Here is a 25,014-nt window from a genome sequence, read left to right on the forward strand (position 1 = left end):
TATGGGAACGATCGGTAATGCGGAAAGAAGTAAACATGCAGCCTTGATAAGAAAAACGGAAAGGGTGTTTTATAAATTATCTCTCCATGATGAATTTAGCGAAAATATTCTATGGTAATTGAATGATCGAGAAGCGAATCCTTCCAAGAATCACACGAAAGACGTTCTTTATCAAATAAATAAATGAGGAGGTACGAACAGGGGTGAAATAGGCAGCCGGAGGTGAACCGGTCATGAATGGGCCTTTTAATGAATTAAGGAGAGAATAAAATCTCCTTATCTTTTAAGCTACAACTTTTCGACAATCTAAAAGAATGGCGTCTTCGTTATCCGGTACAAATAACAAACCTCAGAGTTTGCCTTCTGTACCGAACGTACACCGAAACAAAACCGTTGCTCGCCTCATCCAATGTGATCCTTATGCAAGAATCTCTTCAATTTTTTCAATGACTTCATCAGAAAGTTGAACATCCACAGCTTTTACGTTTTCCTCTACTTGCTCTGGTTTGCTTGCTTCAATTAATGCGCTCGCCACGTTCGATTGACGTAAAACCCAAGCAAAAGCTAATTGTGAAAGTTGTTTCAATTCCTTATATGAAAGATCTAAACTAATTGTAGCTGGTATTCTCCCTACCATGTATGTGATGTTTCAATTCCTTATAGGTAAGATCTAACCCCCAAAAATATTGCGTTGAAACCGGGTGATTTACTTAAACTAAATTTAATCCAATAAAGCAACAACTTGATTCAGCTTTTCCAAAGCGTTTGGAGTAATTTTCAGTGTCGAAGTTGGTTCTCCTGTTCCGCCATAAATAAATGGGTAACGAAAAATATTTCTATCTAAAATACAAGGCATTGAAAGGCCTACTAAAGGAACACTGCCAACAGTGTATCCAGTTATTTGCTTGATTTCTTTTGGTTTTGCCAATTTTAGTTGATTACATCCCAGAATTTCTGAGACTTCTTCTAAATTTACACGCCGACGACCTCCAGAAATAATCATCGCAAAATAACCTTTTTCATACTTAAGAATCAATGTTGGTGCTGTTTGACCTATTTCAATTCCAAAATATGCAGCGCCTTCCTGTGCTGTACGGATTGGATTTTCGTGATACATAATTTCAAATTGAACTTCATTTTCTTGCAAAAAAGTTATTAACTCAACTTTCGCACACAGAAATATGGAGACAGTCCTTGATATAACGAGGTAAAGAAGTAATCCAATTGGACAGTTGACACTGAAAAATGTCCATACTCAAATAAACCTTAGCTTCAGCCAAAGTTTGGAAAAGAGAAATCAATTGTAGTAAAGCCGTTTTAAAGTCCATCTCCTTTACTTCGTCACATAGAAACAAGAATAAGTTGCCCATGGTCTTCGGATCCTCTTCTTTCCGAAGTTGCCAAGCAATCAAGATATACCGAGTGAAGACAATGGTAGTATGGCTAATCATCATGTCATAGGAACGACCTTGAAACTCTTTGGCTAAATGTAAAAACGATTTACTGAATTTAAAAAAGGTTTCAATGTCCCAACGCATCCCATAGATTCGAACGATTTCTTCATTAGACAGCGTGGTATCTGTACTCAAAATGGCTAGCCATTCACTTTGGTTGTTTCGATTCCGCACAAACACGATTTTCACTGGTAAACCCGTATGAAGGGTTGCGTGAATCGAGCCGAGTGTTTCTTTTTTGCCAATGTCTCGTTTCGCTTTTCGATACAGTTGTTCCAAGGTTAAACGTTCTCCGTTGAAAAGATACCGTTGTTTCAGCTGTTTGACCATACCAATGACAAAAAGGCCTTTGGAGTGAATCTTCTCCACCAACGGGGCATGAGTAAACCATGTATCCATGAGCACATAATCAGCGAAAATTCCTTTATCCAATGCATGTTCTACTAATTTCAACACCATGTTTGGTTTTGCTTCCAATGCCTCGAGCCGTCGTTTGTAGCCTGTGGTTCGTTTATCAATGGACGAATGGATTTCGTTCAAGCGATTCTTTTGGTTCGCTGAACTCAAAAGAGCGAAATCGATAGGTACAAATGTAAAGCCATCGGACCATCCGAGCGTTAATAGTTGAAAACCATTGACAAACTGACGAGTGGAATGATCGAATACTTTAGCTAGAAGCTCAACCGATTTACTACGGTTACGAGAATAAATCGAATCGTCTACAATAAACACGGTAACACGGCGCTTCGAAATCGTTTGTTTCACACGACGAATCACTTCGGAGCTCAGAGATAGTAAAAAGGTTCTCCAGTTATACGTAGACGAGTTCAAAAAACGATAAATGGTATCTTTTCCTGGTAAATCGGCAGCCTTTTTGCTTTGTAAGGCGTGGTACCAGTTTCTGTATTGAAAAACAAGAAGAAATAATAGTTGAAAAATCGATAAACAAGAATAACCACAAGCCTTGATAATTCCTGCTTTTCTTAAATGATTACCAATTTGTAATTCAGAAAATCCGTCTTTTATTTCTTTTGGTAATTGCGCAAAATACTCTTTTTTCGTTATCATAATGGTGACACCTTTCTTTCTTTGGTTTTTGGTTTGGTCACCAATAGTTTACCAAAAGAAAGAGGTGTCTTTTTGTTTTTTAGACGAATTTTTTCAGTGTCAAGTGAATATGAGATACCCAAAGAAACCTATCAAATCAAGGATTATTCATAAATTTTTCACTGCGAAAGTTGAGTTATTAAATTTTCCAATCGTGGATGCCCCCCCTTTCAGGTGTTCCTAAAATCCAATCAATCATAAGAGACTTTCCAATACCTTACTTCAAATACTAATCCCAATTTCCCTATACAAATTAAGAAACAACAAGAAAATAATCAACATATAAATTATGCGTTTCTATTCCCCATAGTTAAAATAAAAACGAATCAAACATATCTGTAATTTCCCCGAATCCTCGAAGTTTCCAATTCCTTATAGGTAAGATCAAAACGAAGCTGATCGTGTCTGCAATCCAGATAGCTATATTAAGTTTCAATTCCTCATAGGTAAGATCTAAACCCCAAAAAAGCTGATATTGCAGTATTCTTCATTGAGATCATAAATCCTTCTTTTCAAACAAAAATTTTTTCCTGTTGAAAAAGTCCGACCCATCAAGGATATTTATAAAAACAATATGTCGTCGATCCCAAGGGTTTTTGACGCTACTGGAGATCGACGACACATACAGATCTAATCGTTCAACCAACTTTTGATGAAATAGACATTCTCATAGTTTTTTTCTTTAGCTTCCTGACGTTCCAGTGACCTGTTTTTTCAGGTATCAATAAAAACTCCACAAGTCATGACAACAAGACGCTGATGATATATTTTCCTAAACCTTACTATCCATTAAAAAACTGCCAAAACTATTTTATAACAACCTAAAATGTACCCCTAACCCTCCCACAAAAAAAGGTTAAGTAACGATATATTCGGGCTAGTCCTCTGTGGACGCGCACTTTATTCTCTCCTTTTCCCTCACATGCTCCTAATCAAACCTGCCTTGTTCGAAAGACAAAAAATTTCTGTTTACAACAAAAGAATTTTCGTTAAAATTATAACTAACTGATTAGTTAGTTATATAAAGGGAGGATGAACGTTGTCCAGAACCAAAGGTGAAGAGAGTAAACGAAGACTGCTGCAAGCAGCCGAAGAATTGTTTGCGGCAAAAGGCTTTGATCGTACCAAAATCAGTGAAATCGTGACACAAGCGGGTTTAACGCAAGCGGCTTTTTACCTGTATTTCAAAAGTAAAGAAGATATCTTTCAACAAATGCTTCAGGAATTTGACCAGCAGTTATTACACTTTAGCGACGCCGGAAAAAAAGCTGCGGAATTCCCGCCGCAGGATGTCCGACATTTTGTGACCACTATGTTTGTCCAATTGTTTGCTTTTCTTGGGAAGAATCCGAATCTGACCAAGATTGCGCTTCAACAGTCCGCAGAAAGCGATCAGATACGAAAAAAGATTGTGGAGCAAATCGCAAAGAACATGTCCAATAACCAGCGGCTCGGAATTGTCAAAAGAGAATTAGACACATGGGTAGTCGCCGAAGCGATGGTCGCCGTCACAGAACGCCTGGTCCATCGGTATTTGTTGACTGGAGAAAAAACGACCAAGGAATTGGGTAAACAAGTTGCCCAATTATTTTTGAGCGGGATTTTGGATCATTCACAAAGAGGGGATTGAAATGATTTTGGAATGGTTGGACGCCCACCTTCAAATTCTCACTGTTTTTTGGCTATTTCCCATTATCTTTATGTTTCACGATTTCGAGGAGATGCTCACCATAGAAAAATGGACGAAACACCATAAAGAACAAGTGTTCAAGATTTTGCCGGAATCCATCCACAAGTATTTTTACAGCAGTTTTCAAATGACAACACTTCAATTTGCTCATGATGTCTTCTGGATTTTCCTGACTATTACGATGTCAACCGTTCTGGCGGTTCTTTTCTCTTTTACCTTTCTCTTTTTGATGCTGCTCGCCGTCTTTTTTGGCCATGTGTTCACACACATAGGGCAAACCCTTATTCTTAAAAGATATACGCCTGGCGTGCTCACCGCTATCATTCTGGTGTTTCCCTATTCTTCTTATGCCTACTATCGACTGCTGAGCGAGCACATCATTAGCGGAACCGAAATTTTCTGGAGTCTCATCGGAGCAATCCTCATCCTGCCTATCTTGTTTCTTTTTCTCGTTCATGAAAGAAATAAAGCGACAAAAACAAGTTATAGGATTTGATCATTGAAAAAGGGATAATCCATGATGGATCATCCCTTCAGCAGTCGCTTTCCGCTTTTATTCAGGTTTGACCAAAATTTTTACTTGCTCTTTTTCTTTCATCAGCGTTTCGAATCCTTCTGTGACGATATCATTTAACTGAATCCGTTTGGTTACGAGTTTTTCCGCTTTAAAATAGCCTCGTTTCATTAATTCCATGACGGCAGGGAAAATGTCGCGCTACGAGATGATGCCCTTCACATTTCGCTCTTTTAATACGAGGTTATTTCTAAAATGAAAATACAAAATTTACTGCGGATCCTGCAGTGACATTTGTCACATCTGCATTATTTTCTCAAAAAGATTTAAACACTTCTTTACCTGACGAATGATTCCCAGAAAAGGACATTGAAGATAAGTACTGTACGTTTCTATCATCAGGAGGGCTAATATGGGAACCATTTATTTTCTCATCGAAAAGCGCAGCACCGAGCGAAGGAAAAAGCGCTAAGAGGTTTTCTTTTCTGATAGGTAAGATCTAAACCTGTCTTAAAATCGAACAACGTGCCAAAAGTAGCTGGTTTCAATTCCTCATAGGTAAGATTAAAACGTTTTTTCACCCATTAAATGTTTTTGAATTTTATAATTTCAATTCCTCATAGGTAAGATCAAAACCCCAAAAAACTTTGCGGTTGAGCCAATTTTAACAAATTGGTTTTGGGTTGTAAATGATTTCCTTTAAATGAACAAAAAGTGAAAAAACCAATGTATTCATTGTTTCAGACTGTCGACAAATCCGAAAAAACCGGATTTGCCGACAGTCTTTTTTTGTATAATTAAGATACCGTAATGAATTGAGGTGGATGAAGTGCTAACAAAAAATACACAGATGAATCGTGATCAAATAGAAATGATAGCTTTAGACCAACTTGTACCTGCAGATCATTTGGTTCGTAAAATCGACGCTGCTATTGATTTTTCATTTATCTATTCGCTTGTTCAAGACATGTATTCATCGGAAAGAGGTCGACCAAGTATTGATCCAGTTGTATTGATTAAAATGGCTTTCATCCAATATACCTTCGGTATTCGTTCCATGCGAAAAACTATAGAGGAAATCGAAACGAATCTGGCTTACCGTTGGTTTCTTGGATTTGGTTTTTATGATAAGGTACCTCACTTTTCAACGTTTGGGAAAAACTACGAGCGACGCTTTAAGGATACAGACTTATTTGAACAGATATTCTATCGCATTTTGAAAGAAGCTGCAGATAAGAAGCTGATAAGCAGTGAGCATGTCTTTATTGATTCTACTCATGTCAAAGCGAGTGCGAATAAGCATAAATTTGAGAAGAAAGTGGTTCGAAAAGAAACGAAAGCCTATCAAGCACGTCTACAAGATGAGATAAATGTAAGCGTAAAATAATCCCCACCTTTTAATGATAGGGATTAAATACTATTATTGTGATAAGTTATTAAAAACCCGACAATTCAAAGGAATTGTTTTGGACCAAGGAAGTAGTTGATCAAGCTCATCCATATTGCTTATATCCATATTGGGAAGCCTTTCAAATAAGTAGCGAAGATAATAAAATGGATTTAATTTATTCTCTTTTGCTGTCTCCACAATACTGTAAATGATTGAGCTGGCCTTAGCTCCTTTCGGAGTATTGCTAAAAATCCAGTTCTTCCTACCGATCACAAATGGTTTAATGGATCGTTCACTTCGATTATTATCGATTTCTAAACGTCCATCCTCTAAAAATGCCACGAGTTTTTCCCATTGGTTGAGGCAGTATGTAATGGCTTGACCTAATAGACTCTTTGGTAAAACATTGCTTTTCTCTGTTTTTAGCCATGCTGAAAAAGCCTCCAACAATGGTTGGCTGTGTTTAAGTCGTTTTTTATATCGTTCTTCTGGTGTACATTCTTTCAAATCACGCTCGATGGCAAATAGCTGATTACAGAAATTGAGTCCTTCCCGAACTGTGACTGCTGAATGACGTTTGGATTCAGGAAGTACGTTTAAAGCCTCATCGAACTTTCTGCGGGCATGAGCCCAACATCCAACTAATGTTACGCCGGATACCTTATGGTATCCTGCATATCCATCGACATGCAGGTATCCTTTAAACCCTTTTAGGAATTCTTTGGCATGTTCTCCTGCTCTAGTTTCCTGATAGTCATAAAGGACAAGTGGTGGATCCTCTCTTCCAGTCCGATAAAGCCACATGTAAGATTTCGATGTACTTGACCTTCCAGGTTCATGTAAAACCTGAACAGTTGTTTCATCCGCATGTAGAATGTCTTTAGAGAGGAGATGCTCTTTCATTCGTTGATAAATTGGCGCAAGCCATTTTTCGGCACCATAAAGCATCCAATTGGCCATGGTTTGCCTGGATAAGATCACACCTAATCGTTTGAACTGTTGTTCTTGGCGATATAGAGGTAGCCCCTCTACATATTTTTGATTCATAATATATGCCATGCTTGACGGTGAAGCTAAACTTTTTGGATACACAGATTTTGGGGCAGGTGCTGTAACGATTGGTGTCTCTATTTCATTACGCTCACAATGACGGCATCCATAGACATATCGAACGTGTTTTAAAACTTTGACTTGAGCCGGAATAATCACTAATTCTTGTCGTACTTCTGTGCTCATTTCGTGTGTTTTTTCACCGCAACACGAACAGACCTGCTCTTCTTCGGGTAAACGATATTCAATCGTTTCCATAGGCAGGTTTTCAAACGTAGCTTGACGTTGACCACGTTTCTTTTTACGACGATATGTAATTGTTTCAACAGTTGGCTCTTCGGCTTTTACATTAGACTCTACCTCTGCTTCATTGAATAAAGGTAGTTCTAATTGATTAGGATTTGTTTTTTCGCTTGAAGAGCCAAATTTTCGTTTTTGACTAAGACGATACTGTTCTTCATACCATCGTAATTTCGCCGTCAATTCAACGATTTGCTGTTGAAGTTTTTCAATTAATTCAAATGGGTTTTGGGTAGGATTCTTTAAATTTTTCATCATGTAGTAATAATTCGACGGTTTTAGCTATTTTCCTCCAAGGTTTTTGTTAAAAGTAAAAAATTCATATAACTGTTCTAGCCTTTACTTCTGGGTGTGCTTTCTTTTGCTCCATTGCAAGGCCATCCAATAACCAGCGTAATTGCCGATAACTAATTTGTATCGTTCCAGTGTCATTTTCATTTGGCCATTGAAATTTTCCTTTTTCCAATCGACGATAATAAAGCCAAAAACCATTATAGTCCCAGTGAAGAATTTTTAATTTATCTCGCTTTCGATTACAGAACACAAAATAGCTTGATGAAAAGGGATCTAAATCAAATCCCTCTTTCACCAAAGCAGCTAATCCATCAATGGATTTTCTCAAATCAGTACTTCCTTTTGCCAAGTAAACTCGTTCAGCTCTTGTACCAACTAACATGTTGATTTCAACGTCCTAACCACTTCTGAAAGAAAGGCCGGATCGAAACCAGGTTTTACTTCAATTGAAATCCCACTAATTTCAATCCGTAATGAATTTTCAACTGTTTGTGAATGATCTTCTAGGGTAACGGATGCCCATTTTGTAGACTTTCCTTGATTTTTTATTGGATTTTCAATTTTTCTTAACCAGTATTTAAACTGGTGAATACTCCATTGATTTTCCTTGCACCAGTTTACTTGAGTTTGACCGCTTTTACGATAGTCAGCGATTCGTTGTTCCCAAACCTTTCGTAATTCAGGATTCTTAGGCATAAAAAAACCTCCTTCAATTTCATCTTGAGGAGATTATCTCATGAAATTAGCACATCAAGAAGGTGTCCAAGATTTGACGCTTACCATCTTCGGACTGAACGGCCTTTATATCCCACTACGTTCAGATAAAACTCGCTTGAGACACTGTTTGAATTACAGCCCAGACATTTCTTTATATCCCACTACGTTCAGATAAAACGCGCTCTGTCTTGAATTCTCATACGTTCCCGGGCTCCCTTTATATCCCACTACGTTCAGATAAAACGGATACGCCTTTTTTGATATTTTCCCGCTGTTCTTCCTCTTTATATCCCACTACGTTCAGATAAAACGGCAGCAATATGCGGCTGGATATATTCCGCATAAGACTTTATATCCCACTACGTTCAGATAAAACGCGAAAGCAGCTTTCACTCCCATTACATAGCCAATCCCAACTTTATATCCCACTACGTTCAGATAAAACGCAAAGGAACTTGGGTAATTTCAACGTTTATAAAAGCTTTATATCCCACTACGTTCAGATAAAACGTGAAATACATGAAAGATGAAATTATGAAAGCAGCTCTTTATATCCCACTACGTTCAGATAAAACGATTTGTCGGATTTGGTTGCAATAGATATTGACCATCTTTATATCCCACTACGTTCAGATAAAACAGGCATCAGCCAGTGATATAGATGTTCAAATTGATTTCCTTTATATCCCACTACGTTCAGATAAAACGGATATGTTGGATACGCTGAAGGGACACCTTCTTCCTTTATATCCCACTACGTTCAGATAAAACGGAATATTGAGCGTGTGAAATTTGACAATATTGTAACTTTATATCCCACTACGTTCAGATAAAACCAACTTCAATTTTTTATCAAACCAATTGGCTTCATTGACTTTATATCCCACTACGTTCAGATAAAACAGTAAATCTAGTTTTGTTTCAATTCTCTCCACACTTTCTTTATATCCCACTACGTTCAGATAAAACTTATTTCTTTGTGAACTAAATCCTCTAAAATTTCACCTTTATATCCCACTACGTTCAGATAAAACGATTTCACCGGCCCAATACTTTAAAAATTCGTGCACTTTATATCCCACTACGTTCAGATAAAACGGTCGCGCCATCCCCAACACCTCCTAAAAATTTCATTTCTTTATATCCCACTACGTTCAGATAAAACGAATGAAAAGTCTACTTAGATAATCTGATTTAACACCCTTTATATCCCACTACGTTCAGATAAAACAATATTTGGCCGGAACCCCTGTTATAGCCATTGCTGCTTTATATCCCACTACGTTCAGATAAAACCTTCCTCATATTCTTTTCTTTTCATTTGAAATTCTTCTTCTTTATATCCCACTACGTTCAGATAAAACCAGAATCCAATGCTGCAACTAAAGATTGGGGAGTTGACTTTATATCCCACTACGTTCAGATAAAACCTATAGGAACGGCGTGCTAATTCCTGTTTTGCTAATCCTTTATATCCCACTACGTTCAGATAAAACTACTTACAATCAAATTAAAAACGGTATAGCATTTCCTTTATATCCCACTACGTTCAGATAAAACAGCGTATTTTTGGCGGGGTGGTTCGGATTTTATTATCTTTATATCCCACTACGTTCAGATAAAACTGGCATGTTCTTCCCAAATATCAAAAGTTAATTGGTTCTTTATATCCCACTACGTTCAGATAAAACTGATACTTCTCCGGCGTCTGTAGTCAGAAACGCCGACTTTATATCCCACTACGTTCAGATAAAACTATATCGCTTGATTCGCAAGACCGGCTGTACCTTTCTTTATATCCCACTACGTTCAGATAAAACGATGTGACTTTGGCATATGTCGGAGCTGTTGCGGTGCTTTATATCCCACTACGTTCAGATAAAACTAAGGCAGAAATCATTGATTATGATGAAGAAGAATCAACTTTATATCCCACTACGTTCAGATAAAACGGCGTTTCTACCAACGGTTTATATCGTTGCTCCGCCCCTTTATATCCCACTACGTTCAGATAAAACTATACGCCAATCGTGCATATTCAAAGAGTTAAACCAACTTTATATCCCACTACGTTCAGATAAAACCAATTGCCGCGTGTGAAGGGGGTGCTCCCCCGTGGCTTTATATCCCACTACGTTCAGATAAAACTTTATCGCGAAGGTCCGCCGCATATTTTCGTACTTCCTTTATATCCCACTACGTTCAGATAAAACAGAAGATGCTCCGGCTGTTAGCTTGCAATATGCCAATGGGAAAAACGATCTTCCTGTATTGGACCGGGGTGCGCTGCTTTATATCCCACTACGTTCAGATAAAACGTTCTTTACATCGCACAGTTACTTGAGCACGCACAGTCCTTTATATCCCACTACGTTCAGATAAAACGACGGTGTGATCGAAGATGAACGGACTTTTTATTATCCTTTATATCCCACTACGTTCAGATAAAACAACACTCACAAATCTACAAAACGCATAATGACCAAACTTTATATCCCACTACGTTCAGATAAAACGATATTATTTTTTTGATTAACATAGCGGGATCTTCTTTCTTTATATCCCACTACGTTCAGATAAAACCTATACGAGATACATCCGATCACGAGTCTAATCTTACTTTATATCCCACTACGTTCAGATAAAACGTTGAATTCCTTGATCTAACAGTCTTCTAATCGCTATTTGTCTTTATATCCCACTACGTTCAGATAAAACCAAATTGCGGATGTGGAAGGAAAAGAATTTACCAGCTTTATATCCCACTACGTTCAGATAAAACTGATGGAACGCACAAAAGGAATCGGCGGCAGTGATGCCTTTATATCCCACTACGTTCAGATAAAACGATGCCGGACTTCAAAGTGGTTGGAAAGCACTCACCTTTATATCCCACTACGTTCAGATAAAACGAGCTGGCTAAGGCCGGCTTTACTGTCAAACAAACTCCTTTATATCCCACTACGTTCAGATAAAACCTTCATCAACGTAAAAGCGAAAATCGTTCCAGTCTCTTTATATCCCACTACGTTCAGATAAAACGGTTCGGAAAAGGGGAACATGTTCCATTTGCAAGCAACTTTATATCCCACTACGTTCAGATAAAACAAAATAAGGATACCTAAAAGCTATGAAGCTGAATAACTTTATATCCCACTACGTTCAGATAAAACCGTCCAACAGCAAGTATGGTAATGGGTTATAAAGAGCTTTATATCCCACTACGTTCAGATAAAACGCTTTTGCCTACTATGAGGGGACCATATTCATTCTTCTTTATATCCCACTACGTTCAGATAAAACCAAATCCAACGGACGTGGTATGAACCTTAAACTTCCATCCTTTATATCCCACTACGTTCAGATAAAACGTGGTTCTGCAAAGTGAGGTTATGTCCGATGTGCAATCTTTATATCCCACTACGTTCAGATAAAACGCTTTAGCATTGCTTCGGCGGCAGCCGACAGCCCCCTTTATATCCCACTACGTTCAGATAAAACGTTTTTGGGGAGGGGTCAAGGGGAAGAGTTCCCCTTGCTTTATATCCCACTACGTTCAGATAAAACCCTACAATTTGGCACTCAAAAAATCCTTATTTATCAAGGACTAGGGATACTTCAATGTTTCGACGAACATATTAGTTTTGCAGCAAATCGGTAGTTGTGTTTTTCACTAGATCTTTAAAAGCTATCAAAACCCTTAAGCAGCAAGAGATTAGGGTGATTTTTATAAAAACGAGATTCGCTGCAAAACATCAATTGAAGAGATCAGAAACATTTTTTATAAAGTTTTAAAATTCTTTGTGGATCCTACTGTCACTTTTTTTAAATTTAAGACGACTCCACATTTCATGGATTGTATTTATTACATTGAATCGCGTTTATAAAAATAAATCTAAAGGATTCTTCTCTTGACCATAAACCACTTTCTTAATATTTCTTGGGTTATTCACTTGATATAAGTAAATGGAATCTTCCTTTTTGTTAATAATCTGATTCAATTCAAACATACATTTCGTTAATTTTCCAGTTGAAATTTCCCCTTCAAACACAGAATTTTGTGTCCAGTCTAGATACTCACGAAGTTTTTTGCACACTTTTCCAACTCGTTTTTTGTCAACATCATAAGTAATAATCACAAACATCCTTACCACCACGCTTTTAAAGGTTTATACTTTTCATCATCTATGACATGCTTCACTAACTTATAGCATTCTAATCGAATTAAGTAACGGTAAGAAGTACTTCGTTTAAGGGTTCTGTGCTTAACCGTTTGTTTTAAACGTTCTTCCCATGCCATAATAAACTTCTTTTTCCCTTCTTCATTAAGATGGCATATTTCTCCTTCCAAATAATCAAAATGCTTTTTCGTCAGCTGTTTTTTGTTTATAAGCGAGAATATAATTGGGTCTACAATAAGCGGTTTGAAAATTTCAGCAATATCTAAACTTAAAGAAAATCGTTTTGTAGATGGTTCGTGCAAATAACTTATAGTAGGATTCAATGGCGTTTTATAAATTTCACTAAGTACAGTGCGATACATTAGTGTATTCCCAAATGAAATAAGAGCATTAATAGGATCCCTAGGAGGATTTTTTTCCCGTTTTTCTAGTACAAAATCTTGCTTAAAAATATGATTAAAGGCTTGATAGTATATATGTCGAATTTGTCCTTCTCTTCCCATTAATTCCTGAATGGTTGTTGCCTTTGACAACTGATCGTATAAAACTTCAATGTCCTGAATGTACTCCATCGTCTGTGCTTTATAATTTCTTAAATTTCGCAGCATATGATGAACAGCCCCATGCAAAAATTGATAAGCAATATATAATCTTTTATACTTATCTAAGTAATGCTCGCTTTGTTTGACAATGACATATCCTGATTCCTTTCTTTCTCTCGGATAATATGTTCCAGCAAAAAAATCATAGTAATTATAAAATTGCAGTAAAATTCCATACTGACTTAAATATGTTAATAATTTACTATTTAAATCAATTTCGCCAAACAAATGTATCGTTCTAATTTTCTCAATGGGTAGAGGAATCTGATTTCCTTTCTCGTCTTCAAAGTAAACCGTATTGTTTTTTCTTTTTAATCTACCATTTGAAAAAACATAATGATCACGCATCATCTTCGTCCACCTCCTTTGCATAACAAAAACCATAATAGGCACAAGACTTGCAATAAGGAACATTTATCACAGCTGGCGGAGATGGTTTATTGATAATTTGATAGATTTCGGCAATCGCCTTTTTCATTTTTTTCTCCATTTCTTTTGTTAAAATGACTTCCACTGTTTTCTTCTCCTTTGTATAACTGATTAAGCCTTTTTTCACAACTCCTCTTAATGAAAGCTGGTATAAATAAAAGAGCATTTGCAGCTTATCTGATTCCATCATCTTGCTGGAAAGCTTGATTTCTCTGATATATTCGCCATCTATTGCATCAATTTTAAAAGCATTGTCTATTAAAAGTTCCTTTTTTTCTAGGCGAGGATAAGCGGTTTCATGAAGCACACTGCCTTGCAATACTCGGTCAGATTCATCTTCCATTCCAATTCCTTTTTTGTATAACCACAATTTTCGTTTACATAAACGATAATAAGCAAGATCAACTCCACCCACCGATGCCGTTTGCTGCATTTATTTTCATGCCACCTTTCTACAGACAAATTGATTCCGATTGGAGGACTAAACCCTTCTCAGGATTATAATCACAGTGAATATAATATAATCCCTTTAGTCCTTCCAGCTCTGTTAATCCGACTTTTTCTGCCCGGAACTTGTTCACTCCTACACTGTATGCTTCAATTTTATTTCGATATCTTCTTTTGTCTTGTGAAGTTTGAGCATTCTGCCATTCATCCAGTTTTTCTTGAAATTCTTCTTGTTTTGCAAAGGAAATAGGAATGGCCTGCACTTGATGAATATCCCGCAATAACTCCTGAGCCTTTCCTTTTTTGAAATCAGGATCATAATGAGGTCGATTTTTTAATTCTTCTAATGTTTGATCAAATTCTTTTTTAAAACTACTGTTTTTCAAGGTTCTCTCATCATAAAGTTCTTTTATCATATTTTGTTTTACTGACTCCAATAACAAACCGCCAGGATGTTCTTTTAACAAAGCAAGGCTGCGATCATAAATATCTCGATGATACACACCACCCGATTTATGTTTACTAATTCCGGAAACATCCTCTGTAAAAACATGAATATTCGCTTTATCAACAGGTTTTAACCCTTTACGATTGCACCGTCCGTAACGTTGAAATTGACTATCTAGTGTGGACATTTCTGTATACAGTAAATCAAAGTCTACATCAAGACTGGCTTCAACAAGTTGAGTTGTAACCCAAATTCCACATTCATTGCTTGTTGTAAAGTCCATGATTTGTTTCTCCAGTCGGGCGCGATCCATTTTAGTAAAACGGGAATGCAGTAACCAAACGGATGTATCCCTTTTTGACAATTGATCATAAACTTCACAAGCCCGATCTACGGTATTGCAAATGACGAGAATCTGCTTTGAAAAATGATTGTTGGCGATTTCCTCCAAAACAGAATCTTCTAATATCGATTGGTCTCTTACCAATACATTATGTCTTTTAACTGAATCGTTAATAAATTCTTTATATATAAGAGGCAGATTTGATGATGAAAGTTCTCTTTGAAGTGCTTTAAAATAAAAGTCTGGAAGAGTTGCTGTCATAATCATAAAAGAGCCTCCTATTTTATCAATCATGGTCATGGCTCTAATCAGAACAGCAGCAATTTTAGGATCATAGGCTTGAAGCTCATCAATAATAACTTTTGATGTAGCCATTGTGGCATATTCTTTTTCAAACCCTAGATAATAAAAGGGAAACTTTAATATTTGATCGATTGTTGAGATTACGAGCTTATTCGCATATTCTTTTGACTGGCTATGTACTTTTTCTAAAATTTTGTCGTTTCCTTCTACTTGATCATAAAGATAATCGAGGCTCGTGGAATGAAGTAGGCCTGTTGCTTCTTCTCCCAGATCGACATCTTTTTTAGTAAAAGCTATATTATCTTCTCTCGTGATCCGATTATACATAGCGTTTATGCTCACACGTAGAGGAAGAGTAAAAAAACCTTTCTTTTTTCCCAGCCACAGTAAACCTGCTTCTGTTTTTCCCATACCTGTCTGAGCGACAACCACTAAATGATGATTTTGATGAGACTCAGTAAAGACTTGAAGAGGGTTTTTATTTACTTTTAATCGCTCACGGAAGTATCGGGTTACATGGGCACCTACATCCATTTCGGTTGCTAATTCGATGGGAACGTGGGCTGAAGCCGCATGATCAAGTCGATGTAAAAAGCCTTTTAATAGTATGTACCGATAGTACATATCATCAGAAGGAAGAATTCTACGCTCTATTTTACTAATTTTGGATCTTCGAATTTTTCCATCAATGGGCAAACCAAATTGTTTCTCAATTTCCTCTTTTAACGGCAAAATGTTTTGCTCATAATTGGCTATGATTTGTTGTTTATCCGGTAGAATTCCCCGTTCATGATGATAGGCTACAATTTGAGCTAACAGTTTGGTTTCCTCTTTATCCAAGCCTAATTCCTGAAAAGGAATCGCCATAACAGATAGCAAATTATGCGGGATATTGTACGAACTAGCCTCTGATAAAAGGGATTTTCCTATTACCTTTCGGATTTTATTCTGAAAAACCGCATCTACTTTTCCGATATCATGGTATCTTACCGCCCATTCAAGCAGCTCCCAATCTCGTTCCGACAACAACGGAATAGAAGATTGGTATAATTTCTTAAAATCTTCTAAACGTACAAGTAGCTCATTGGTATGTTCTTGAATCGTTTCCACTGGAGAAGATTTCGCATAAAAAATCATAAAATTCCTCCTATTTTATAGAGGAAAGCGATGAAAACTTTCCTCTATAACAAGATGTTTACGGAAAAAGAACCAAATCCCCATATGGATCCAGTGACACTAATTCAAACTTTTCAATAGGTTCCCCAGCCAGCATATATCCAACAGGAATTTTATTCCAAACTCTTACACCTTGAATAATACGGTACGTCCAATTTAGCTTATACGGAAAGTAAGTTTCATCTGTTATCATTTTCATTGGAACATAAGCATTGTATTTTAAAACAGGTTCATCCTCGCAATCACTTAATTCAACCATTTCACAACGATCGATTCGAACTAAATCTTCCCATCTTCCCAGACTTAAATGAGTGGTAGTGGTTTTTAAGTTTCGCTCAAGATCCAACAGGACTCTCTCATCAGCCTGTACATGAATAAGCAGTTCAACATTATAGAGCATATGCATATAGAGCGGCATAGTGGTCACATCTGCCAAATTTGGTTCAAAACCTAGACCATCAAAAGTTAAAGCGAATTCCTTCGTATGATCCTTCTTAAAAAAGTAATGAGTTTGATAATCAGTGATCAACGTATCATATTTTCCTTGAATGCTGATTTTCATTGGGATGAGAGAATTTGCTTTTAACACCGCATGAAGCATCCCTTTGACAGTTGAATAAGGAGGAAGAGGATACGTTTCCGACACTTTGAAAGCAAACGGCTTCTTATAACAAGCTGTTTGCTGATAAAGTTCTAAACGAAGTGCCTTCATTATTGATTCACTCCATAGTGGGATCGAACCTCATTTTTCAGCTCCGTAAAAAAGTCTTCTATTGATCCTGCCTTTCTGTTTAATACACTGTCAAACTCTGCTTCATTTCCAAATACGCCTGAGACATATCCAATATAGGTTTGATCTCGAATGGATTGGCCGACAAAAGTTGTTTCTAATACATCATTTAATCCTTTCACATTCATCATCCATTTATGTGCTTTAGTCTCTAATTTGATCCTTCCTAAGAAAAACGGATTAGCAATCGGATATAATCCACCTATAACAAACAGAGGTGCTAAACTTTCTTGGCGGCCACGTATATTTCGGTTTAATAATTTAATAATTTCAAGCAACTGTTCTACACGGGTGTACCGGATTTCTTTACTCAACTCTATATCTCCATCGATCCCCACTTTATCTAAATCAAGGGTCATTGTATAGGTATACAAACTTTCATGTTGTTCAATATTGGCAAGATTCGGAGTTTCATCAATCCGCTCGGCAAGCCCCATATTATTGAGAAATTCCATATCACTACGGTATGGTTCGAGGGAAACGGCATGGGAAAGCCGAGCAACGGCCGGACGTTTTTGAGATGATTTTCCTGTCTTTAAATAACCGAAAAAGTCCATTTCCACGGAATCAGCAATGGTCACATCCTCCCGAAATTGCAATGTACCTTTTGTCTTATCAACAGTTTGAAGATTCCATCCAAACCACTCATTTCCAAGACGGACAATATCGTAACGAATGCTTTGCCTTGAAGCAAAAGTTAACACATCTCCATTTCCCCTGTGAATCTTCTTTAATTCTGAAATGTTGGCAATTCCTTCGCCATAATTTAAAGAATTTCCTTGAAATACGACTGTAAAAGATAATGCCTTACCCATTTGTTACATCTCCTTCATTTTTGATTTGTTCTTGTCCAATTAGACCGGCAATAAATGCACTTGATATCGTTTCAAAGTCCAATCCCTCTTCTTTAAACGAGTCCACAAAAATAGAAGGTACATCAAGTCCCGCAGCCATATGTATACGGAAAATCGTGTCCATAAATCCACTTTTATTCCCCGCTTTTGCCGCATTCAGCAAACGATAAGCAATTCCATCTATCTTTTTCTTGCCGCTGGCTCGATAAGGCTCTCCCTCCTGTTCAGCAATACGGTCTTTCATTAATTCATTTCGCAAATCGCACCCGCGATAATAAACATAAGATATCGTTTTATCATAATTCTTCATATCTTCCACTCCTTTCTTCGCTTGAAGAATTCGTTTTCGTTCACGTGTTGCAAAAAGGGCTCCTTTTGCATGATAAGGATTCTTAATCGCCACACGCAAATAGTCAAAAATAATTTCTTTCGGATCAATTCCTTTCAATATGGCTCTAAAAAATGCATCCTTAAATTCACGGTAATAAAGTAATTCCAACGATTTTCCATAATTCGCAATATATTGAGTAAGATAGGCCGGCATATGATAATAATCAAGTAAAGTTTTTTTTATTTTTGTATCATTACTTGAATAAAACTCAAGAAAAAAATAAGAACTTTTTATTTTCTTCGCTTTATCAATTGATTCTTGCAAAAGTCCAACAATTGCTTCCTCAAAACTGGAACCTTCTCCTCGAAGCTTTTGGTAAGTAAGATTTTCTTTAATCACTTCCGCAAAATGTTTTTGCGAAAGAATCATTCCCGCGTAGCGAAGAGTTTCACTCGCTTGTTCATTTCCTAATCTTCTTGAATAGAACGCCATACCAAAAGGAGCCATAAACATGACTAATCGAGCCACAGCACTTATGGGAACCGGGAGTTTTTTATCAAAATTCCAGTTGAAATTAACAGCATTGTCCTTTGAAAAAGCAAGAGGTAAAAAAATCTTTTCTTCATAAGATTGAGTCGCAATTAATCCTTCTATAAAAGAACAAGGTAACATTTCATTATGAAGATAGTCCATAACTTGTTCTTTATCTGTAAACTTCTTGATTGGCTTTAACAAATTTTTAAAAGGTTTATAGTTTTTATGTTCTTCAAGAAAAGCAACAATCTCTTCAATGCGGGTCGCTGAATCAAGTTTTTCAGCGAACATCAACTCTAGTTTTGCTGGTTGAATAAAATCTGCTTCAATTTTTCGAATATGCTCTTCTATGCTTTTAGAAAAAAAACTTTTCTGAAGAATGGACGTTTGTCCATAAAAAGGGATTAAAATCATTGATTTTACATAATTTAACGTTAGCTTTTCATTAATAAATGGAGTAGAAGCAATGTCGCCATATTCTTCTATGCATTCTTTAATGAAGGAAGCTTCCTCGGGCTTTTTTATTTCTTTTAGCTTTTCCAATAATTCTTTTAATCTCTGGCATTCCTCTGTTTCAGAAAAATATTTTTTCACTTTTTTATATTGTTCGTTTAGAATTTTTCGAACTTCCGCTGCGAATTCTTTTGTCCGTTCCGGTTGTTTTTTGGCTTGATTGGAATACCACATCGTTTTTCTGACATCACGTTTTACAACACTAAACTGATCAATCAAACCTCTGATAAATTTTTCAGCAAGAGTATCAAGAATTTTATCATTTAACTGAACACCGGTGGAAGTTCGCGGTAACTCTTCTTCCGAGTAGAGCTTAGCCAAACCTATACATCCGGCAGCCATCGGCCACTGTTCCCCGTCAATGTGAATTTGCATTGTTACACCTTCTCACATTCATATTCCACTAAACCAAAATAAGTAGTTCTTTTACCAATACCCAACTGATAAAGTAATTGCAAGTCTTGAGGATTTCCTTCCAACATAAATAGACCTCGATAAGTAGTGAAATATAGATAAACATTTTTATCTATATGTCGATTTCTTTCTTTAATCACCATTTTCCTCATTTGTATCGGGGTAAAATGAAGAGGTTCATAAAGATCTCTGCCCGTAAATTGTTGAATTTGTAAATTTGCATAATAATTCAGTTCTTGTTCATAGCCAGGGTCCGTTGGAGCCAGCGGCTTTCCATTTTTATCTTCAACTAAAATAGGGGAGCACGTCCGAAATACTACCTTGCGACTTATAATGGTAGGCTCCTTTAGCAATTGAAAGTTTGATTGACGCCACACTTGATCATGTACAAAGAATTCTTTCATTTGTCGAAGACCGTTAAAAGCATGGACAACAAACTCCATATCAGGACTACTGATAGTGATGGTTATTCCATCAAGACTAATCGCAGTATCATGAAGGGTGAAATTGTGCAAGTAAGTTGCGAACGAAAAAGGTTTTATCTTATTTTCCGATTGCAAAAAAAGCTTGTTATAATAGCTCTCATTTACCGAACGAACTGCTTCTTTTATTAAACTATACACCCTCATACGGTAAGCCTTATCCAGTTCGCTTAATCGATAACTAACAGAAAATCGCATACGACACCTCCTATTTTTACAATTTAAAACTCTCAAGTAAAAATTAGCACTTTATACCTAGTATTTCAATCCTATATTGCCAAAATTTTAATATTTTCGACATGAACTAAATTTACTAAAAAATAATCGTACACAATTTCTAAATGTGTAAAACTCATTTTCAATTGATAAATCTAAAAAAATAAATCGATCCATTTGTTTAATTTTTTATAATCTGAGCATTTTGCAAAATTAGATTTTTTGGATAAAAGTATAAAAAATAAAGCACTCGACAAATAGCTACCAGCATGTTATTTTACAAAATATTACAATAATCTTGTTTTCGGGCATACCTACAGAATTTTTCACATTGAATTTTTTTAAGCGGCTTTCTTCCCTTTATTTTCCTTTGCCATCGCTAGCGCTGAAACAAGTAATACAATAGCGTTCAGGTAAATATGGGTCTTTACTTTTTCAATTCCCCATACATGTAGGGAGTTCGCCGTAAGGTAGCTTTTCATTCTTGAATTACAGCGTTCTACACTTGTCCTCTCGTTGTAAAGCTCTTTCCAACGTTTTGTATCACGGTGCGGATTGGAATATCGGCGCACATCCTTTTTGATGTCGACTTTTACCACCATTCCATAGTTGGAAGATGAACAGGCTGCCATTCCTAATGGGCAATCCACTTTGCCGGTTGCGTGAGGACATCTGAACTTGAGCTGGTCCTTATCAGCTCCCCAATAAGTCATTTCATAACCCATGGAACAACGCGGAGTTCCATTGGAAGAAATCCCTTCAGGAGGCTCTTTTTCGTTGCGCAAATTGAGCGGGATAATGGCTTGCGCTCCAATGTTTTTGGCTGATTCATAGTTTTTTAGTTGGTCATATCCGCCATCCATGATCAGAAATTCAATTTTGGATTTGGTACGCTCTGCCACTTGCTCTATTAATTCTGGTGCGACTTCTCCATCGTTCACATGGGCAGGGGTTACTTTTATGGCCATTGGCAGTTCGCTTGCGGTATCGACTGAAAGATGCATCTTATAGCCAAACCAGGTAATTTTATTGCCGAAGGAATCATATTTTGCGCCCCAATTGGCATTACCCGTTTGTTCACTACGCTTTTTGGGCTGTTTCTTTTCATAGGCATCAATGGCGGCACTGTCGATGGCCTGGTGGCTGCCGTCAATTATTCCTTCCTCCTGAGCTAACTGTACCAAGTCAAGGAAGATCTTTTCAGCCAGCTTTTTTTTGATAAGTGCCGCAAAAACCCGGCTGAGAGTGGAGATAGACGGTGCGGGGCGATCAATCGATAAACCGCATTGATAACGGAAACGAAGGTCTTTATCCAATCGATGATGAAGGGCGGTAAAGGTGTCGATGCCTTCGAGTGGGGCAGCGATGAGAGCCCTTAGAATCCCTTCTCTGGAATGACCGTCAGCCCCTCGGGGTGAAGAACTTCTCAACTGTTTAGCATAAGGGCGTAAATCAAGCGAGCTAAAAAAGATAGGTAATTTCTCTTTTGACTCTAATTTTTGCAGTTCTTCAAAGGAAAATAGGCTTTCTTGTAGAATATACAAAGTGACTTCCTCCTTTTGAATTTTTGTGGTTTCGTCACTTCAAAAATTCTACATTTTAGGGGTGAAGTCCTTTTTTGTGTCTTTGAAATCCTTATGGCTCTTGGGTCAAAAAATATGCAAAATGCTCAATCTAAAAAATATATTGGCCAATAAAGGATGACCCCTAGACAGAAAACAAAATTTTTTGTTCCACTCTGGTTTGTAAATCAATTTGAAACTTGAAAAAAGACGGAGAAAAGTGTTTCTTCCCCGTCTTAGCGATGATCAGTTTATTTAGTAGGTTAATAATTGTGCGCCCATTTGTCCTAATGACATTTTGACAACAGTAAAAGCTCATTGAAACGAATAAAAGTATGGATTCAAATCAAAATCCCTTTTCGCTATAACCTGATTAAGAAAACGGAACATGGACCGTCACTGTCCCATCCACGATGGCAAGGGAGGTATCTTCCACTTTCTTTCCGCTCACCCAAATCTCTATTGATTCATCCGCTCCGTGGATTTTCAAAGTGAAGTTCTTCCAATACGGCTTATATCCTCTATGGACTTTTTCAAATTCTACTTGGACGTTTCTTTCTTCCTTCCTCACACAAATGCTTTCTTCCCAATACTTCCCCTCTCGATACTGAAATGTTTCGCCGTCGTCTTCATAGATCGTTCCCGTAAAAGGTTCGGAATGAAGATAAATGTTTACTGTCAACGTATCTGTTTTCTCGTAAGCTGATTTTTTTCCTTCTTCTTCCGGAATGATCGATCCTGCTTTCACAAACAGCGGCAAAGTAGCAAGGTCCGCTTCCACCATTATATAAGTTCCGCCTTCGTATGTTTTGTTTGTCCAGTAGTCGTACCAAATCCCTTTTGGCAAATACACTACTCGGTGATACGTGCTTGGAAGCGTGATCGGAGCAACCAAAAGATGTTCTCCGACTAAAAACTGATCGAATAAATTGAACACATTCGGATCATCCGGATATTCCATCACCAACGGACGCATCACCGGCACACCGGTCAAGTGAGCGGCGCGAAAAAGTGTGTAAAAGTAAGGGAGCATGCGATAACGAAGCTGAATATAGGTTTTCACGATCGATTCAATTTCTTCTCCAAAAGCCCAAGGTTCTTGACGGACGGTATCAATATTGCTGTGGTTGCGGAAAAAAGGCATAAAGGCGCCAAGCTGCGTCCAGCGGGCTAACAGATCTCCCGTTGCATCATGAGCAAAACCGCCGACATCCGAACCGGTCAAAGCTATCCCGGACATGCCAAGATTTAAGCACATCGGCATCGTCATTTGCAGATGCTCCCAAAAACTTCGATTATCCCCTGTCCAAACGGCCGCATATCGTTGGATCCCCGAAAAACCGGCACGTGTAAGGACAAATGGGCGTTTGCCGTTTAACTGATTTTTCAATCCATTATACGTAGCTTCTCCCATAAATAAACCGTAGACGTTATGGAGTTCACGATGAGTTTTCGGGTTTCCGTCATTTTCATGGATGACTTTTAAGTCCATCGTCTTTGTTTCGTTGAAAACGGCCGGTTCGTTCATATCGTTCCAAATTCCTTCTATACCGAGATCTGTGTAAAATGTTTGTTTTTTTCCCCACCACTTTCGCACTTTTTCTTGAGAAAAATCAGGAAATGCGCTTTTTCCCGGCCACACATCGCCGAAATAAACATCGCCTTCTATATATTTACAAAATTGATCAAGGCGGATGCCTTCTTGATATATCGGATATTCCGGATCTTCTTTCACCCCCGGGTCTACGATCGGCACGACTTGGATACCCGCTTTTTTCAAATCTTGAACCAGCTTTCTTGGGTTCGGAAAGCGCCTTTTGTCAAATGTGAATACGCGGTATTCGTCCATGTAATGAATATCCAAATAGATTGCGTCAAGCGGAATTTCTTTTTCCTTAAAGGTTTTGACGAGATCACGAACTTCCGCTTCCGTTTTATAGCTGTAACGCGATTGATGGTAGCCAAGCGCCCATTTGGGAGGCAGTTCCATTCGTCCGGTCAAAGTGGTGTACTGGTCGAGCACATCTTTCGGGCTTGGTCCGGCCAGCAAATAATAATCCAGTTCCCCGCCTTCCGCCCAAAAAGAATACTCGCTGCGGTTTGATTTCATATCAAAGACGGTTTTGAACGTATTATCGAAAAAAAGGCCATGCGCCTTTCCGTTGCGGATGGTCATAAAATAAGGAATCGACTGGTACATCGCATCAATTTCCGGATTGTGGGGAGCAAAAACATCCGTGTTCCACATCGTCATTTTTTCGCCGCGTTTATCCAAAAAACTTGTTTTTTCCCCAAAGCCGTAAAAATGATCGTTTTCTGCCATCTCTTTAAAACAAATGACCTCTCCTTTTACACCAAAGGCCATTCCTCGCCTGCCTTCCTTTAATAAAAAGCGGGAGTCGGAGCCATAAAAATGGATCCGTAAAGGATGGGGATGGACGGTAACAATTAGTTTACTGCTTCTTATAGTCACAATGCCTTCTCTTTCTTCCGCTTCCCATGACACCTTTTCCGGTGATTTCACGACCGCAAAACTTTGTTCCATTGTCGGTTCCTTCTGGGGATTCATCACTACTCGAGCGATATCGTCACGATAAAAACGGATGTTGACAAAGCCGTTTTCACAATGAAATCGGACCGTTTCTCCGTCAGAGAACCATTTTTTCATCTTTCCAATATCGACAAATTGCTGCTTTTTGTCGTTTTTTTCATTTTCGGGATGAATTGCAAAGCTGGAATCTTCCATTTCCCATCCTCCTTCGACAACCTTCATGACTGTAAAAAGATGATTTCTTTGTACTTTTATGATGAAAAAACCTTTTTATTCCTTTATTTTCCTCTTTTTATTGTTTTTCTTCCGTAATATAGCTGTA

17 protein-coding genes, 3 pseudogenes and 2 CRISPR repeat arrays are annotated in these 25,014 nt (G+C 37.6%); of the genes and pseudogenes, 3 read left to right on the forward strand and 17 right to left on the reverse strand.

Features of this window, described 5'->3' with window-relative positions; genetic code table 11:
- Positions 1-418 precede the first annotated feature (418 nt).
- The 3 genes and pseudogenes from BSM4216_RS13095 to BSM4216_RS13105 all read right to left on the reverse strand — a co-directional run.
- Positions 419-577 (reverse strand): annotated as a pseudogene (locus BSM4216_RS13095) (aldo/keto reductase); the annotation flags it as partial.
- Positions 578-721: 144 nt separating this feature from the next.
- Positions 722-1,117, reverse strand: coding sequence for an aminoacyl-tRNA deacylase (locus BSM4216_RS13100; protein WP_048624529.1), 396 nt, complete (start codon positions 1,115-1,117; stop codon positions 722-724).
- Between the two features lie 43 nt (positions 1,118-1,160).
- The gene (locus BSM4216_RS13105) at positions 1,161-2,522 is read right to left on the reverse strand and encodes an IS4 family transposase (RefSeq protein ID WP_003353499.1); all 1,362 of its coding nucleotides are present in this window, start codon (positions 2,520-2,522) and stop codon (positions 1,161-1,163) included.
- Between the two features lie 1,078 nt (positions 2,523-3,600).
- On the opposite strand from BSM4216_RS13105, the gene BSM4216_RS13110 reads away from it, so the two are divergent.
- Together BSM4216_RS13110 and BSM4216_RS13115 are read left to right on the forward strand one after the other, a co-directional pair.
- The gene (locus BSM4216_RS13110; protein ID WP_048623982.1) at positions 3,601-4,191 is read left to right on the forward strand and encodes a TetR/AcrR family transcriptional regulator; all 591 of its coding nucleotides are present in this window, start codon (positions 3,601-3,603) and stop codon (positions 4,189-4,191) included.
- A gap of 1 nt (position 4,192) precedes the next feature.
- Positions 4,193-4,747 carry an HXXEE domain-containing protein gene (locus BSM4216_RS13115; RefSeq protein ID WP_048623983.1) on the forward strand — a complete coding sequence of 185 codons (555 nt, stop codon included), beginning with the start codon at positions 4,193-4,195 and terminating at the stop codon, positions 4,745-4,747.
- Between the two features lie 57 nt (positions 4,748-4,804).
- Here BSM4216_RS13115 and BSM4216_RS16780 read toward each other — a convergent pair.
- Positions 4,805-5,014: pseudogene (locus BSM4216_RS16780) on the reverse strand (butanediol dehydrogenase); the annotation flags it as partial.
- A 601-nt stretch (positions 5,015-5,615) separates the two neighbouring features.
- On the opposite strand from BSM4216_RS16780, the pseudogene BSM4216_RS13120 reads away from it, so the two are divergent.
- Positions 5,616-6,140, forward strand: a pseudogene (locus tag BSM4216_RS13120) (transposase); the annotation flags it as partial.
- Positions 6,141-6,185: 45 nt separating this feature from the next.
- Here BSM4216_RS13120 and tnpC read toward each other — a convergent pair.
- The 13 genes from tnpC to BSM4216_RS13185 all read right to left on the reverse strand — a co-directional run bounded on the left by tnpC (position 6,186) and on the right by BSM4216_RS13185 (position 24,887).
- Positions 6,186-7,763: an IS66 family transposase gene (gene tnpC / locus BSM4216_RS13125; RefSeq protein WP_048623352.1), complete on the reverse strand. Its 1,578-nt coding sequence runs from the start codon at positions 7,761-7,763 to the stop codon at positions 6,186-6,188.
- 61 nt (positions 7,764-7,824) lie between these two features.
- On the reverse strand, positions 7,825-8,181 hold the full coding sequence (tnpB, locus tag BSM4216_RS13130; RefSeq protein WP_003352857.1) for an IS66 family insertion sequence element accessory protein TnpB: 357 nt from the start codon (positions 8,179-8,181) through the stop codon (positions 7,825-7,827).
- Positions 8,175-8,495, reverse strand: a complete 321-nt coding sequence (gene tnpA, locus BSM4216_RS13135; RefSeq protein WP_003352856.1) for an IS66 family insertion sequence element accessory protein TnpA — start codon at positions 8,493-8,495, stop codon at positions 8,175-8,177. The genes tnpB and tnpA overlap by 7 nt, the downstream gene beginning before the upstream one ends.
- Positions 8,496-8,598: 103 nt before the next feature.
- A CRISPR array of direct repeats spans positions 8,599-10,730; the repeat unit is 29 nt; unit sequence CTTTATATCCCACTACGTTCAGATAAAAC.
- 75 nt (positions 10,731-10,805) lie between these two features.
- Positions 10,806-12,083: direct repeats of the CRISPR family, unit length 29 nt; unit sequence CTTTATATCCCACTACGTTCAGATAAAAC.
- A 314-nt stretch (positions 12,084-12,397) separates the two neighbouring features.
- Positions 12,398-12,661, reverse strand: a complete 264-nt coding sequence (gene cas2 / locus BSM4216_RS13140) for a CRISPR-associated endonuclease Cas2 (RefSeq protein ID WP_003352573.1) — start codon at positions 12,659-12,661, stop codon at positions 12,398-12,400.
- Positions 12,662-12,663: 2 nt separating this feature from the next.
- Positions 12,664-13,650 (reverse strand): type I-B CRISPR-associated endonuclease Cas1b, encoded by a 987-nt coding sequence (gene cas1b / locus BSM4216_RS13145; protein WP_003352574.1) that lies wholly within the window; start codon positions 13,648-13,650, stop codon positions 12,664-12,666.
- Positions 13,640-14,161, reverse strand: coding sequence for a CRISPR-associated protein Cas4 (gene cas4, locus BSM4216_RS13150; protein ID WP_048623984.1), 522 nt, complete (start codon positions 14,159-14,161; stop codon positions 13,640-13,642). The genes cas1b and cas4 overlap by 11 nt, the downstream gene beginning before the upstream one ends.
- Before the next feature lie 19 nt (positions 14,162-14,180).
- Positions 14,181-16,406 (reverse strand): CRISPR-associated helicase/endonuclease Cas3, encoded by a 2,226-nt coding sequence (locus BSM4216_RS13155; protein WP_048623985.1) that lies wholly within the window; start codon positions 16,404-16,406, stop codon positions 14,181-14,183.
- Between the two features lie 58 nt (positions 16,407-16,464).
- Positions 16,465-17,157, reverse strand: coding sequence for a type I-B CRISPR-associated protein Cas5b (gene cas5b / locus BSM4216_RS13160; RefSeq protein ID WP_048623986.1), 693 nt, complete (start codon positions 17,155-17,157; stop codon positions 16,465-16,467).
- Positions 17,157-18,050, reverse strand: a complete 894-nt coding sequence (gene cas7i, locus BSM4216_RS13165) for a type I-B CRISPR-associated protein Cas7/Cst2/DevR (RefSeq protein ID WP_048623987.1) — start codon at positions 18,048-18,050, stop codon at positions 17,157-17,159. The genes cas5b and cas7i overlap by 1 nt, the downstream gene beginning before the upstream one ends.
- On the reverse strand, positions 18,043-19,842 hold the full coding sequence (locus BSM4216_RS13170) for a hypothetical protein (RefSeq protein WP_048623988.1): 1,800 nt from the start codon (positions 19,840-19,842) through the stop codon (positions 18,043-18,045). The genes cas7i and BSM4216_RS13170 overlap by 8 nt, the downstream gene beginning before the upstream one ends.
- Positions 19,843-19,844: 2 nt before the next feature.
- A complete protein-coding gene (gene cas6, locus BSM4216_RS13175) occupies positions 19,845-20,561 on the reverse strand; it encodes a CRISPR-associated endoribonuclease Cas6 (protein WP_003352582.1) in 717 nt (238 codons plus the stop codon).
- 359 nt (positions 20,562-20,920) lie between these two features.
- Positions 20,921-22,123: a transposase gene (locus BSM4216_RS13180; protein WP_048623400.1), complete on the reverse strand. Its 1,203-nt coding sequence runs from the start codon at positions 22,121-22,123 to the stop codon at positions 20,921-20,923.
- Between the two features lie 391 nt (positions 22,124-22,514).
- Positions 22,515-24,887 carry a glycoside hydrolase family 31 protein gene (locus BSM4216_RS13185; protein WP_048623989.1) on the reverse strand — a complete coding sequence of 791 codons (2,373 nt, stop codon included), beginning with the start codon at positions 24,885-24,887 and terminating at the stop codon, positions 22,515-22,517.
- Positions 24,888-25,014: the final 127 nt, after the last annotated feature.

It is taken from the genome of Bacillus smithii, from assembly GCF_001050115.1.
GTDB classification, from domain to species: domain Bacteria; phylum Bacillota; class Bacilli; order Bacillales; family DSM-4216; genus Bacillus_O; species Bacillus_O smithii.

Bases quoted from the DNA above. Each gene is read 5' to 3' on its own strand.
- BSM4216_RS13185 (WP_048623989.1), bottom strand. From the start codon at position 24,887: ATGGAAGATTCCAGCTTTGCAATTCATCCCGAAAATGAAAAAAACGAC.
- cas5b (WP_048623986.1), bottom strand. From the start codon at position 17,157: ATGAAGGCACTTCGTTTAGAACTTTATCAGCAAACAGCTTGTTATAAG.
- tnpB (WP_003352857.1), bottom strand. From the start codon at position 8,181: ATGTTAGTTGGTACAAGAGCTGAACGAGTTTACTTGGCAAAAGGAAGT.
- BSM4216_RS13170 (WP_048623988.1), bottom strand. From the start codon at position 19,842: ATGCAAATTCACATTGACGGGGAACAGTGGCCGATGGCTGCCGGATGT.
- cas6 (WP_003352582.1), bottom strand. From the start codon at position 20,561: ATGCGATTTTCTGTTAGTTATCGATTAAGCGAACTGGATAAGGCTTAC.
- BSM4216_RS13115 (WP_048623983.1), top strand. From the start codon at position 4,193: ATGATTTTGGAATGGTTGGACGCCCACCTTCAAATTCTCACTGTTTTT.
- tnpC (WP_048623352.1), bottom strand. From the start codon at position 7,763: ATGATGAAAAATTTAAAGAATCCTACCCAAAACCCATTTGAATTAATT.
- cas2 (WP_003352573.1), bottom strand. From the start codon at position 12,661: ATGTTTGTGATTATTACTTATGATGTTGACAAAAAACGAGTTGGAAAA.
- BSM4216_RS13100 (WP_048624529.1), bottom strand. From the start codon at position 1,117: ATGTATCACGAAAATCCAATCCGTACAGCACAGGAAGGCGCTGCATAT.
- tnpA (WP_003352856.1), bottom strand. From the start codon at position 8,495: ATGCCTAAGAATCCTGAATTACGAAAGGTTTGGGAACAACGAATCGCT.
- cas4 (WP_048623984.1), bottom strand. From the start codon at position 14,161: ATGCAGCAAACGGCATCGGTGGGTGGAGTTGATCTTGCTTATTATCGT.
- BSM4216_RS13105 (WP_003353499.1), bottom strand. From the start codon at position 2,522: ATGATAACGAAAAAAGAGTATTTTGCGCAATTACCAAAAGAAATAAAA.
- BSM4216_RS13155 (WP_048623985.1), bottom strand. From the start codon at position 16,406: ATGATTTTTTATGCGAAATCTTCTCCAGTGGAAACGATTCAAGAACAT.
- cas7i (WP_048623987.1), bottom strand. From the start codon at position 18,050: ATGGGTAAGGCATTATCTTTTACAGTCGTATTTCAAGGAAATTCTTTA.
- cas1b (WP_003352574.1), bottom strand. From the start codon at position 13,650: ATGATGCGTGATCATTATGTTTTTTCAAATGGTAGATTAAAAAGAAAA.